The 12,560-nt window shown below is 71.8% G+C and carries 12 protein-coding genes; 7 read left to right on the forward strand and 5 right to left on the reverse strand.

What is annotated here, in order from left to right; translation table 11 throughout:
- Nucleotides 1-74: 74 nt before the first annotated feature.
- Nucleotides 75-776, forward strand: a complete 702-nt coding sequence (locus tag NE235_RS32695; protein ID WP_425542389.1) for a response regulator — start codon at nucleotides 75-77, stop codon at nucleotides 774-776.
- Here the strand turns inward: NE235_RS32695 and NE235_RS32700 are convergent.
- Together NE235_RS32700 and NE235_RS32705 are read right to left on the reverse strand one after the other, a co-directional pair.
- The gene (locus NE235_RS32700; RefSeq protein WP_252809910.1) at nucleotides 769-2,034 is read right to left on the reverse strand and encodes a winged helix-turn-helix domain-containing protein; all 1,266 of its coding nucleotides are present in this window, start codon (nucleotides 2,032-2,034) and stop codon (nucleotides 769-771) included. The genes NE235_RS32695 and NE235_RS32700 overlap by 8 nt on opposite strands.
- Nucleotides 2,035-2,290: 256 nt before the next feature.
- Nucleotides 2,291-2,599: an HGxxPAAW family protein gene (locus NE235_RS32705; RefSeq protein ID WP_252809911.1), complete on the reverse strand. Its 309-nt coding sequence runs from the start codon at nucleotides 2,597-2,599 to the stop codon at nucleotides 2,291-2,293.
- Between the two features lie 245 nt (nucleotides 2,600-2,844).
- Between NE235_RS32705 and secA the strand changes: the two genes are divergently transcribed.
- Nucleotides 2,845-5,649 carry a preprotein translocase subunit SecA gene (secA, locus tag NE235_RS32710; RefSeq protein WP_252809913.1) on the forward strand — a complete coding sequence of 935 codons (2,805 nt, stop codon included), beginning with the start codon at nucleotides 2,845-2,847 and terminating at the stop codon, nucleotides 5,647-5,649.
- Nucleotides 5,650-5,792: 143 nt separating this feature from the next.
- Here the strand turns inward: secA and NE235_RS32715 are convergent, their stop codons facing one another.
- Nucleotides 5,793-6,272 (reverse strand): Rv3235 family protein, encoded by a 480-nt coding sequence (locus tag NE235_RS32715; protein WP_252809915.1) that lies wholly within the window; start codon nucleotides 6,270-6,272, stop codon nucleotides 5,793-5,795.
- A gap of 391 nt (nucleotides 6,273-6,663) precedes the next feature.
- Here NE235_RS32715 and NE235_RS32720 point away from each other — a divergent pair, with 391 nt between their 5' ends.
- Nucleotides 6,664-6,834, forward strand: a complete 171-nt coding sequence (locus NE235_RS32720; protein ID WP_252809917.1) for a hypothetical protein — start codon at nucleotides 6,664-6,666, stop codon at nucleotides 6,832-6,834.
- A 140-nt stretch (nucleotides 6,835-6,974) separates the two neighbouring features.
- On the opposite strand, the gene NE235_RS32725 is transcribed toward NE235_RS32720, so the two are convergent.
- Nucleotides 6,975-7,724: a GntR family transcriptional regulator gene (locus tag NE235_RS32725; protein ID WP_252809919.1), complete on the reverse strand. Its 750-nt coding sequence runs from the start codon at nucleotides 7,722-7,724 to the stop codon at nucleotides 6,975-6,977.
- 167 nt (nucleotides 7,725-7,891) lie between these two features.
- Here NE235_RS32725 and NE235_RS32730 point away from each other — a divergent pair, with 167 nt between their 5' ends.
- Genes NE235_RS32730 through ptsP form a run of 3 tightly spaced genes read left to right on the forward strand, consistent with a single transcriptional unit; the run spans nucleotide 7,892 to nucleotide 10,870 of the window.
- Complete coding sequence (locus tag NE235_RS32730; RefSeq protein WP_252809991.1) at nucleotides 7,892-8,923, forward strand: SIS domain-containing protein; 1,032 nt, start codon at nucleotides 7,892-7,894, stop codon at nucleotides 8,921-8,923.
- A gap of 14 nt (nucleotides 8,924-8,937) precedes the next feature.
- The gene (locus NE235_RS32735; RefSeq protein ID WP_252809921.1) at nucleotides 8,938-9,201 is read left to right on the forward strand and encodes an HPr family phosphocarrier protein; all 264 of its coding nucleotides are present in this window, start codon (nucleotides 8,938-8,940) and stop codon (nucleotides 9,199-9,201) included.
- 55 nt (nucleotides 9,202-9,256) lie between these two features.
- Nucleotides 9,257-10,870 (forward strand): phosphoenolpyruvate--protein phosphotransferase, encoded by a 1,614-nt coding sequence (ptsP, locus tag NE235_RS32740; protein ID WP_252809993.1) that lies wholly within the window; start codon nucleotides 9,257-9,259, stop codon nucleotides 10,868-10,870.
- Nucleotides 10,871-10,927: 57 nt separating this feature from the next.
- Here the strand turns inward: ptsP and NE235_RS32745 are convergent, their stop codons facing one another.
- Nucleotides 10,928-11,491, reverse strand: coding sequence for a TetR/AcrR family transcriptional regulator (locus tag NE235_RS32745; RefSeq protein WP_252809923.1), 564 nt, complete (start codon nucleotides 11,489-11,491; stop codon nucleotides 10,928-10,930).
- A gap of 86 nt (nucleotides 11,492-11,577) precedes the next feature.
- On the opposite strand from NE235_RS32745, the gene NE235_RS32750 reads away from it, so the two are divergent.
- Nucleotides 11,578-12,504, forward strand: a complete 927-nt coding sequence (locus NE235_RS32750) for an SDR family oxidoreductase (protein WP_252809924.1) — start codon at nucleotides 11,578-11,580, stop codon at nucleotides 12,502-12,504.
- Nucleotides 12,505-12,560 lie beyond the last annotated feature (56 nt).

Here is a 12,560-nt window from a genome sequence, read left to right on the forward strand (position 1 = left end):
TCCCCGAGCTTGCTCTCAGCCCTGCGACACGCCCAGGATTTGATCATGGGCAGGCGCACCCTTTGGAGGATGAGTTGAGCGAGACCCCCGAGACTCGTGGCGCGGTCGCCGGTGATCCCATCCGCGTGATGATCGTCGACGACCACGCTCTGTTCCGCCGTGGTCTGGAGATGGTGCTCGAGGATGAGGACGGCGTCGAGGTCGTCGGGCAGTGCGGCGACGGCCAGGAGGCCGTCGAGCAGGTGGGTGACCTGCTGCCGGACGTCGTGCTCATGGACATCCGGATGCCGCGCCGCGGTGGCATCGAGGCGTGCACCGCCATCAAGGACCAGGTGCCGAGCGCCAAGATCGTGATGCTGACCATCAGCGACGAGGAGGAGGACCTCTTCGAGGCGATCAAGGCGGGCGCCACCGGCTACCTGCTGAAGGACGTCTCGATCGACGAGGTCGCCGACGTGGTCCGCGCCGTCCACGACGGCCAGTCCTTCATCAGCCCGTCGATGGCGTCCAAGCTGATCACCGAGTTCGCCGCACTGGCCAAGCGCGGCGAGGAGCGGCAGCAGCAGGTCCCGGCGCCCAAGCTCACGGAGCGGGAGATGGAGGTGCTCCGTCTCGTCGCGCGCGGCCTGGGCAACCGGGAGATCGCCAAGGAGCTGTTCATCTCCGAGAACACCGTCAAGAACCACATTCGCAACATCCTCGAGAAGCTTCAGCTGCACTCGCGGATGGAGGCGGTGGTCTACGCGGTGCGCGAGAAGCTGCTCGAGATCAGCTGACCGCGGGAGACGGGTCGGGTCCCGCCTCCTTCAGGGCGGTGCCGAGCAGCGACGCGAGCTCCGGCGGATCGAGCCGCTCCACGCGTACGTCGTCGCACCCGACCCAGGCGGCGGCCTCCACGAGCGCGTCGGCCAGCCGCGTCACCGCGCTCTCCGCGCGGGCCGGGGTGCTCACGGCCGCGGGCTCCAGCGACGCCTTGCGCACCACCAGCGTGCTTCCCTCACGCGCCGGATCGGCGCGCCCGATGAGCCGCCCGCCCGCGAGGAGCGGCATCGTGAAGTAGCCGTGGACGCGCTTGTCGCGGGGGACGTACGCCTCCAGCCGGTGGTCGAAGCCGAACACCCGCTGCGTGCGTTTGCGATCCCAGACCAGCGAGTCGAACGGCGACAGCAGGGTGGTGCGGTGCCGGCCTCGCGGCGGTGCGGTGAGCGCGTCCGGATGCGCCCAGGCGGCGCCGCCGCGGCCCGCGCCGTTGCCGTTGGCCCAGCCCGCCACGGTGACCGGGATCAGGCCGGCCGCCTCGACGGCGGCGTCCACGTCCTCACCACGGACACGGACGTAGTCGGCGAGGTCCGCCCTGGTCGCGACGCCCAGCGCCCGCCCGGCCCGCCGTACGAGCGTCGTGACGCACTCGGCGTCGTCGAGGTCACGGGCGCGCAGCTCGGCCGGGACGGCCCGCTCCGGCAGGTCGTACACGCGCCGCCAGCCGACCCGGCGGGTGCAGACGACGTCGCCGGTGGCGAGCAGGAACTCGGCCGCGATCTTCTCGTCGGTGCGGTCGAACCACTCGCCGCCCTTCTTGGCGCCGCCCAGGCCCGTGACGGTGAGCGGGCCCTCGGCGCGCAGCCGGGCCAGGACGTCCTCGCAGACCTTCTCCGGCGTGCGGTGCCAGTGCCGGCCGCGCAGCCGGTAGGCGCGGCGGCGGAAGGCGTAGAGCGGCCAGTCCTCGATGGGCAGCACGCAGGCGGCGTGCGACCAGTACTCGAACGCGGCGGTGCCGCCCCAGTAGGCCCGCTCGACGCTCGTGCGCCCGACCGCGCCGAGCCGGGCGTAGGCGACGAGCTCGTGGGAACGGGCGAGCACGGAGATGGTGTCGAGCTGGATCGCGCCGAGGTGACGGAGCGCGCCGAGCGCCCGGCGCGCGTCCGGGTCGCCGCGCAGGCCGGGCGCCGGGGCCGGCGAGACCCGTCCCATCAGACCTTGGGCGTGCAGCTGGATCCGGCGCGCCTCGTCGGCGGTCAGCTCGTGGGTCGGCATGGCCCGATCGTAGGTGGCGACACCGACAAAACGCTTATGCGGGTTGAGCGATCAAAGAACCCGAACGATCCCAGAGGCGGGGCGATCACAGGAGGGGAGTGGCCGGGGAACGCCGAAGGGCCCGCTCGTCCGATGATCGGAGCGGGCCCTGAGACGGGCGGCGCGGCCGCGCCGCCGGCGCCGGAGTCCGGCCGCACGGTGGCCGTTCACGCCGGAATCCGGCGACCGGCCGCACGGGGCGGCCGGTCGCGTTCGCTCAGCCGTGCGGGTGCGTCGTCTGCGGGTCGGTGGCGATGGCGGGGCCCTCGCCGGAGGTCGCGCGCGCGTGCAGCACGGCCGGGTGGGCCTCCTCCGGGAGGATCCGCGGCGCGTCGATGATGACGTCGTCGAAGATGCGCACGATCAGCCCGATGACACCGCCGACCGCGACGATGCCGATCCCGGTCCAGAAGAGCCACCAGGACGGTCCGCTGACCATCGCGACGCCCCCGACGATGAAGCCGATCCACATCACGACGACCGCGACCCACGAACTGAGGCGGCCTGCGTGAGAACTGCCGGCCATGTGTTTTCCTCCCAGGGGCATCTGCGTTCGTCCCCGAACGCGGTCCTACGTTGTGCTTTATGCTGCGGTTCCTCGCAGGGTCAACGATAAACCCGGGGTTCACGGCCGCTGCGGCCGAGTCCCGTGATATCGAGGTGGTCCCGCTGTACGGTTGGACTCGCCTACGATGACACCGTACGGGTCGTGTATGCGCCGTCGGACATGACCCCCGGCGATTCCAGCAATGGTTCGAGGAGCTTCCGAGAGTGCCAGTAGTCATCGACAAGATCCTTCGCGCTGGCGAGGGCAAAGTTCTGCGCAAGCTCAAGCGGATCGCCGACCAGGTCAACTCGATCGAGGAAGACTTCGTCGACATGAGCGACGCGGAGCTGCGCGCGCTCACCGAGACCTACAAGGAGCGCCTCGCCGATGGCGAGACGCTCGACGATCTGCTTCCCGAGGCGTTCGCGACCGCTCGCGAGGCGGCCAAGCGCACGCTGGGCCAGCGCCACTTCGACGTGCAGATCATGGGCGGCGCCGCCCTGCACATGGGCAACATCGCCGAGATGCGCACCGGTGAGGGCAAGACCCTGACCTGCGTGCTGCCGGCGTACCTCAACGCGCTGTCCGGCAAGGGCGTCCACGTCGTCACGGTCAACGACTACCTGGCCAAGCGTGACGCGGAGTGGATGGGCCGCGTGCACCAGTTCCTCGGCCTTGAGGTGGGCGTGATCCTGGCCGACATGACGCCGGAGGAGCGCCGCAAGGCGTACGCCGCCGACATCACGTACGGCACGAACAACGAGTTCGGCTTCGACTACCTGCGCGACAACATGGCCTGGAGCCTGGACGAGTGCGTCCAGCGCGAGCACAACTTCGCGATCGTGGACGAGGTCGACTCGATCCTCATCGACGAGGCGCGGACGCCGCTGATCATCTCCGGCCCGGCCGAGCAGAACTCCAAGTGGTACGTCGAGTTCGCCAAGATCGTGCCGCGGCTCAAGCGCGCGACCGACGGTCCCGAGGGCGAGGACGGCGACTACCAGGTCGACGAGAAGAAGCGCACGGTCGGCATCCTGGAGTCCGGTGTCGAGAAGGTCGAGGACTGGCTCGGCATCGACAACCTGTACGACTCGGTCAACACGCCGCTGGTCAGCTTCCTGAACAACGCGCTGAAGGCCAAGGAGCTGTACAAGAAGGACAAGGACTACATCGTCAACAACGGTGAGGTCCTGATCGTCGACGAGTTCACCGGCCGCATCCTGCACGGCCGGCGTTACAACGAGGGCATGCACCAGGCCATCGAGGCCAAGGAGGGCGTGCCGATCAAGGACGAGAACCAGACGCTCGCCACGATCACCCTGCAGAACTTCTTCCGGCTGTACGACAAGCTCGGCGGCATGACCGGTACCGCCCAGACCGAGGCGGCCGAGTTCAACAAGATCTACAAGCTCGGTGTCATCCCGATCCCGACGAACAAGCCGATGATCCGCAAGGACGTCTCCGACGTGGTCTACAAGACCGAGCAGGCCAAGTTCGAGGCCGTGGTCGAGGACATCATGGAGCGGCACGAGAAGGGCCAGCCGGTCCTGGTCGGCACCACGTCGGTGGACAAGTCCGAGAAGCTGTCGCGCATGCTCAAGCGGCGCGGCATCCCGCACGAGGTGCTGAACGCCAAGTACCACGAGAAGGAGGCGATGATCGTCGCCGAGGCGGGCCGTAAGGGCGCCGTCACGGTCGCGACGAACATGGCCGGCCGTGGTACGGACATCATGCTCGGCGGCAGCCCGGACCACATCGCCGACAAGGAGCTGCACGCCCGCGGCCTGTCTCCGCTCGAGACTCCGGAGGAGTACGAGAAGGCCTGGCCGGAGGCGATCGAGAAGGCCAAGAAGGCGGTCAAGGCCGAGCACGACGAGGTCAGGGAGCTCGGCGGCCTCTACGTCCTCGCGACCGAGCGGCACGAGTCGCGGCGCATCGACAACCAGCTGCGCGGCCGGTCCGGCCGGCAGGGTGACCCGGGCGAGTCCCGCTTCTACCTGTCGCTCGAGGACGACCTGATGCGGCTGTTCAACTCCGCGCGGGTCGAGGCGATCATGACCCGGCTGAACATCCCGGACGACGTGCCGATCGAGTCGAAGATCGTGTCGAACGCCATCCGGTCCGCCCAGCACCAGGTCGAGCAGCAGAACTTCGAGATCCGCAAGAACGTCCTGAAGTACGACGAGGTGCTGAACCGCCAGCGCAAGGTGATCTACGCCGAGCGCCGCCGGGTCCTCGAGGGCGCCGATCTGCACGACCAGATCGTGCGCATGATCGACGAGGTCGTGGCCGGGTACGTCACCGCGGCGACCGCCGAGGGCTTCCCCGAGGAGTGGGACCTCGACAAGCTGTGGAAGGCGTTCAAGCAGCTCTACCCGATCTCGATCAGCGCCGAGGACCTCGTCGAGGAGGTGGGCGGCCAGGCCGGCCTGACCGCCGAGATCCTCACCGAGAAGATCGCCGAGGACGCCCAGGCGGCGTACGAACGGCGCGAGGAGGAGCTCGGCGGGGAGGTGCTCCGCGAGCTGGAGCGCCGCGTCGTCCTGTCCGTCCTGGACCGCAAGTGGCGCGAGCACCTCTACGAGATGGACTACCTCCAGGAGGGCATCGGCCTGCGGGCGATGGCGCAGCGCGACCCGCTGGTGGAGTACCAGCGCGAGGGCTACGACATGTTCACCGCGATGCTCGAGGGCATCAAGGAGGAGTCGGTCGGCTACCTGTTCAACCTCGAGGTCGAGGTGGCCGAGGAGGACCAGGGTCCGGCGGTGGCCGGTGTCGGCGAGGCGCCGGTCGAGCTGGCCGCGACCTCCGACGAGGCGCCCGAGATCGTCGCCAAGGGCCTGGAGGAGGCCGCCCGCCCGCAGACGCTCAGCTACACCGCGCCGACCGTCGACGGTGAGGGCGGGGTCGAGACCCACACCGAAGAGGCCGAGGACGCGTTCGCGAACGTCTCGCGCAACGACCCGTGCCCCTGCGGTTCGGGCAAGAAGTACAAGCGCTGCCACGGCGACCCGAAGCACGCCGGCTGACGCACACCGAACGAACGGCCCCGGGCGCTCCCGCCCGGGGCCGTCCGGCTTCCCCGGTCCAAAACGCCCGGCCGTCCGGACTCCGCGCCGAAGCGTCCGGCGGGCCGGGACACGCGATCACGCGGGGCCGGGCCCCGGTCGTCTCAGGCCGGGAGCGCGGTCTCGATGGCGGCGCAGCGCCATCGGCCGCGGTCCTGCTCCAGCCGGAGCGCCAGGGCGTGGACACGTGACCCGAAGGACGCGATCGCGGTGACCTCGGCCACGCCGGGAGCGGGGGCGCAGACCCGCACCGTGCCGAGCCGGGGGAACACCCGGGTCCGCATCCGGGCGGCGAACCCGTCCAGGTGCTCGAACAATTCCGGCGTCGTACGGCCGGCGAGGTGGTGGTACGGGCGCACGCCGGCGAGGACCTCCAGGACCAGCCGGGCGAGGAGCCGGGCGTCCGCGGTGACGTCCGGGGCGCCGGGGCGTACGACGCCGAGCGGCGGGCGGGTCCGCGGTGGCGGACCGGCGTCCAGGGCGACGGCCAGTGAGCCGTGAACGGCGATCTCGGCGGACCGGCCCGAGCCGTACGGGATGAGCCGGATCGGGGCGGGGCGGCGGGCGGACGTGTTCCTGCGCATGGAGGGCCTCCTCGGTGTCTGCCGCGGGGAGGGCGGCAGCCAACAAAGAGGCCTGAAGCGGCGGCCTGATACATCCGTGGCCGGATTCGGACGGACCTGCTCTGGCTGGTGCAGGTGCCGGTCAAGGGGCCATGGCGACCGGGGCCGCTCCTGGCCTCGCCATGATCCTCCGGTCTTCGGACCGAGTGAGGCCCAACCCCGGGTGATTCGCGCGGACGCGGTGGAAGGTGCCGAAAAAGACGAATAGGCATTGGTGCCGATACCCCGGCCGCCTCGGGCGATGGCAGGCTCGATCTTGGTCCGCCGCTCGCCGCGCAGCCGGTGGGGTTCCCTCGGCGGACCGCCTGTTCCGGCAAGGAGTCTCCGGATCCCTGACGATGAGGAGGACCTCATGCGACGTGCTGTTCTCGCCAGGCTCGGCATCGCCGTCGGCGTGACCGCCGCGGCCGCGGCGCTGTCCCTGTCCGGTGCGTCAGCCGCTTCCGCGCAGAGCCGGCAGACCGCCGCGCCCGCGAGCGCGACGAGCTGTCACTACTTCATGTCCTACTGGTACTGCGACTGAGCCGCAGCGCTCTGATCACGTGAGCCTCGCGTCACGGCGCGCGACCAGCGCCGGGCGGTCGCGCCGTGACGCGAGGCCCGTGTCATCGGTGCCGGCTGAGACCCCTTTCGGCATCGGCCTTCGGAATCAAGCTCAGCGCGTCACTGGCGCGGGCGGGCGCGGCGGGGGATCTCCAGGGCGCCGCGGATCTGGTACCGGTCGGCGCGGTAGGTGGAGACGGCGAGTTCGACGCACTTGCCGTTCATGAAGGACCGGCGCTGGAACAGCAGGACGGCGCTGCCGCGGGGCAGGTCGAGAAGCCGGGCGTCGGCCGCGTCGGCCAGGCCCGCCTCGATCGTCTGCTCGCCGGCGTCGAAGATCACCCCGAAGCGCGTCTCCAGCACGTCGTACAGCGAGACGTCCCGGAGGGGGATGTCGAGGAGTCCCGGGGCGACGTTCGCCGGGATCTGGGAGCGTTCGACCGCCATGGGCTCGCCGTCGGCGGTCCGCAGCCGCTCGATGACGTGCACTCCCGCGCCCACCGGGATGCCGAACACCCGCGCGAGGTTGCTGTTCGCCTGCGTGGTGCGGTGGTCGAGGTCACGGGCGCCGGGTTCGAGGCCGCGCGCCCGCATGTCCTCGGTGAAGGACACGAGGCGGAGCGGCATCTCGATCTTCGGCCGCGCGACGAACGTGCCCTTTCCGGGCACCCGGTACAGCCGGCCCTCCGTGACCAGGTGGTCGACCGCCTGACGGACCGTCATCCGCGACAGCCCGAACCGCTGGCAGAGCTCGCGCTCCGAGGGGATCGGCGCGTCCACGGGCAGCTCCGCGTCATCGATGAGGTCGAGGAGGATGCCGCGGAGCTGGAAGTACTTGGGTACGGGACTGTTGGGGTCGATCTTCCCCATTGGGGTACCTCTGGCAGCGAAGTGGGGGTTGAAGTATGGTTCAGACTGGTCTAGTCCGGACTAGACCACAGGTCAGAACTCACTGTCAATGCAGGTCAGCACTACGAAGACGTAACGACGAGATCACAGGCCGAAGAGATGGGAAGGTTCCGGTGAGCACATCGCGCATGCGGGCGGAGATCGGTGAGCAGCCCGCCGCCCTGCGGGCCACCCTCGACGCCCTGCTCCCCCGGATACCGGAGATCGGGATGCTGGCGCGGGAGACCCGCCAGGTGCTGTTCATCGCGCGCGGGTCGTCCGACAACGCCGCGGTCTACGGCGGTTACCTGATCCAGACGCACGCCGGTCGGCTGGCGACCCTCGCCTCGCCGTCGGTGGCCACGACCTACAAGAAGCGGATCGACCTGTCGGGGGTCCTCGCGGTCGCCATCAGCCAGTCGGGCAAGACGGAGGAGATCGTCGAGTCGCTGGACTGGGCCGCCGACTGCGGCGCCCGTACGGTCGCCGTCACCAACGGCGAGGGATCGCCGCTCGCGGAGGCCGCCCAGGTCGCCCTGGTGACGAAGGCCGGCGCGGAGGTGGCGGTCCCGGCGACCAAGACCTACACCACGCAGCTCGCGGCGCTGGCCGTGCTGGGCATCGCGCTCGGCGCCGAGGTCGACGTCGCGGACCTGCGCCGCGCGCCCGACGAGGTCGAGCGCCTGATCGCGGCGACCGAGGAGTCCGGCGCGCTCGGGCCGATCGTCGACGGCCTCGCGGGGGTGAAGGGCGTCGTGGTGTCCGGGCGCGGCATCGCGTACGGCACCGCACTCGAACTGGCCCTCAAGCTGAAAGAAGCCTGTTACCTGCACGCCATGGGCCTGTCCTACGCTGATCTGCTGCACGGCCCGATCGCCGTCGTGGACGACGAGACGCCCGCGGTCCTGGTCGCCGCCGACTCCGGCCCCACGCTGCCCGGCACGGTGGCGCTGGCCGAGCGCGTGGTGGCGGCGGGCGCCCGGGCGTACGGGATCGGCGGCGGCCGGGCACTGTCCGAAGCGACCTCGTGTGCACTACCTGGTCCGGATCTGCCAGAGTGGGTATCGCCGCTGGCCTTGATCGTGCCAGGCCAGCTGCTGACCGAGGCGCTGGCCCGTGGGCTGGGCATCGACCCCGATGTCCCCCGCGGCCTCGACAAGGTGACCCAGACGGATCAATGAGGCAGGAGGACCACATGGCCGAGCGCCGTGTCAGGGTCGAGACGAAGGTGGGGCTGCACGCGCGCCCGGCCGCGCTCTTCGTCCAGGCGGCCACGAGGACGCCCCTGGACGTCACCGTGGCCAAGCCGGGCAAGGACCCGGTGAACGCCAAGAGCATTCTGTCCGTGCTCGCGCTCGACGCCCAGCAGGGCGAGGAGATCGTGATCCGCGCGGAGGGCGACGGCGCCGACGCCGTGCTGGACGAGCTGGCGGGACTGGTCACCGAGCAGAGTGCCTGAGGTGCTGCGCGGCACGGGCGTCAGCCCCGGCGTCGCGGCCGGGCCCGTGCGCGTCATGACCGGGGCGGTGCCCGAACCGCCCGCCGGGCGGCGCCACGCCGGTGACGCCGACGCCGAGCGCGACCGTGCGCTGGCCGCGCTGGAGACCGTCGGCGCGGACCTGGAGGAGCGCGGCGCGCGGGCGGGCGGTGAGGCGCGGGACGTCCTGGCCGCCCAGGCGATGATGGCCCGGGATCCCGGGCTGGCCGGCGTCGTGACCGACCGGATCGCCGAGGGTCTGCCGGCGCCGCGCGCGGTGTTCGAGGCGTTCAACGTCTTCCACGCGGCGCTGAGCCGCGCGGGGGAGTACATGGCCGCCCGGGCCGCCGACCTCGACGACATCCGGGACCGTGCCGTCGCCTTCCTCCTGGGCATGCCGGCGCCGGGCGTCCCCGACTCCGACGAGCCGTTCGTCCTGGTCGCCCGGGACCTCGCCCCCGCCGACACCGCTCTGCTGGACCCGTCGAAGGTCCTCGCCTTCGTCACCCGGGACGGCGGCCCGACCAGCCACACCGCCATCCTCGCCCGCGCGATGGGCGTGCCCGCCGTCGTCGCCTGCGGTGACTGCCTGGAGCTCCCCGACGGCACGATGGTGCTCGTCGACGGGACCTCCGGTGAGGTGCGCCCCGACCCCACCGAACAGGAGACGGCGGCGGCCCACGCGGCGGCCGAGGCGCGGGCGGCCGCGCTCGACGTGGGGACCGGGCCGGGCGCCACCGCCGACGGGCACCGGGTGCCGCTGCTGGCCAACATCGGCGGCCCGAAGGACATCGAGGCGGCCCTGTCCTGCGGTGCGGAGGGCGTGGGCCTGTTCCGCACCGAGTTCCTCTTCCTCGGCCGTACGACCGCGCCCTCGGAGGAGGAGCAGGAGGCGGCCTACCGCGCCGTCCTGGAGGCGTTCCCGCACGTCGTCGTGCGGACGCTGGACGCGGGGGCCGACAAGCCCCTGGCCTTCCTGCCGCCGCCGGACGACGAGCCGAACCCCGCGCTCGGCGAACGCGGACTGCGCCTGATGCACAGCCATCCCGGCGTGCTGACGGGGCAGCTGCGCGCCCTCGCCCGCGCCGCCGCCGGCCTGGACACCGAGCTGCGGGTGATGGCGCCGATGGTCGCCGACGTGGCGGAGACCCGGTCGTTCGTCGCGGCCTGCCGCGCGGCCGGGCTGAGCAGCGCCGGCGTCATGATCGAGATCCCGGCGGCGGCGCTGCGGGCCGCGGATCTCGCGGCCGAGGCCGACTTCTTCAGCCTCGGCACGAACGATCTCGCGCAGTACGCCTTCGCCGCCGACCGGCAGATCAGCGGGCTGGCCCGGTTCCAGGATCCCTGGCAGCCGGCGCTGCTCGACCTGGTCGCCCCGGCCGCACGGGCCGCGACCGCCGCGGGCAAGGACTGCGGCGTCTGCGGCGAGGCCGCCGGCGACCCCGCGCTCGCCTGCGTGCTCACCGGTCTCGGCGTGACCTCGCTGTCGATGAGCGCCCGGTCGCTGCCGCGCGTACGCGCCGCGCTGGCCGCGCACACGCTGGACCAGTGCCGCAGGGCGGCCGAGGCCGCCCTGCGCGCCACCGACGCCGACGGCGCCCGTACGGGCGCGCGCGCCGAACTCCCCGGCCTGGAGCCCCTCGGCCTGTAGGCCGCCACGGACACCGGCCCGGCACGCCGGGCCGCCCCGGGTTCCACGTGCCCGCGGTCAGGTGCGGGTGGTGGTGCCCTTCAGCTCGCCGACCGCCTCGCGGACGCAGCCCCGCAGGTCCTCGGCGCCGGTTCCGTCGAGCCAGCGCTGCCACGCGACCTTGAAGACGGCCATCCCCACCTCGGCGGCCAGACTCGCGGTCAGGTCCGGGACGCCACGGTGGCGCAGTGCGCCGGCGACGGCCGCGGCGAGTCGCGCGAGCTTGATCAGCTCGCGCTCGCGCAGTTCGGTGTTCGCATCGATGATGCGCTGCCGCTGCCGGGAGAACTCCCGGTCCGTGAGCACGGCGCCGGCGGCCTCCAGGGCGGTGGTGACCGCGTCGACGGGCGCCACGGACTCGTGGGCGCCGGTGACGGCGCCCACGAGGGCCTCCTGCAGATCCTCCGAGCCCGCGAACAGGACCTCGCGCTTGTCGGCGAAGTGCCGGAAGAAGGTGCGCTCCGTCAGCCCCGCCCGCTTGGCGATCTCGGCGACGGTGGTCTGTTCGTACCCGCGTTCGCCGTAGAGCTCGTATGCCGCCCGCGTGAGGCGGCCGCGCGCGTTCGGCTGCCATCGACCCATGACCTGATCGTAGCCTGATGACAGCGGCTGACATCGCCTGCTATGTTGATGGCAGTCACTGACATCGGCCTATCGGAGGTCCTCTCATGCGCGTATTCGTCACCGGAGCGTCCGGCTGGATCGGCTCCGCCGTCGTTCCGGAGCTCATCGGCGCCGGTCACCAGGTCATCGGCCTCGCGCGCTCCGACACCTCGGCCGCCGCCCTCACCGCGGCCGGCGCGGAGGCGCTTCGCGGCACCCTCGACGACCTCGACGTCCTGCGGGACGCGGCCGCGGCCTCGGACGGCGTGATCCACCTCGCTTTCAAGCACGACCTCGCCTTCTCGGGTGGCTTCGCGGAGGCCACCGACGCGGATCGCCGCGCCGTCGAGACGTTCGGCGCGGCGCTCGCGGGCTCCGGCCGGCCGTTCGTCATCGCCTCGGGGCTGGTCGGGCTCTCGCCGGGCCGGATGGCGACGGAAGAGGACGGGCGCCCATCCGAGTCGGCTCCGGAGTCGCTGACGGCCGGCCGGCAGGGCACCGCACAGCTGACGCTCTCCCTCGCCTCGAGCGGCGTCCGCTCGTCCGTGGTGCGCCTGGCCCCGACGGTGTACGGAGAGGGTGACCCCGGCTTCATGACGGCCCTGGTCGGCATCGCCCGCGCCAAGGGCGTCTCCGGCTACGTCGGCGACGGGTCGGCCCGCTGGCCCGGGGTGCACGTGCTGGACGCCGCCCACCTGTTCCGTCTGGCGCTGGAACAGGCCCCGGCCGGCTCGGCGCTGCACGCGGTCACCGACGAGGGCGTGCCGATCCGCGAGATCGCCGGGGTCATCGGCCGTCATCTCGGCGTGCCGGCGGTCTCCGTCCCTCCGGAGAAGGCGGAGGAGCACTTCACCTGGCTGGCGAACTTCGTCGCGACCGACAGCCCCGCCTCGAGCGTGCTGACCCGTGAGCTGGTGGGGTGGCAGCCGGCTCAGCCCGGGCTCCTCGACGACCTCGACAAGGGTCACTACTTCCGCGCCCCGTCCGCCTGACGGGTCGTTCCCCCGGCCGGTCACCGGCCGACGCGCCGTCCCCAGCGTCGCCGGCC

Source organism: Actinoallomurus spadix, from assembly GCF_024055725.1.
In the GTDB taxonomy this organism is placed as follows: domain Bacteria; phylum Actinomycetota; class Actinomycetes; order Streptosporangiales; family Streptosporangiaceae; genus Actinoallomurus; species Actinoallomurus spadix.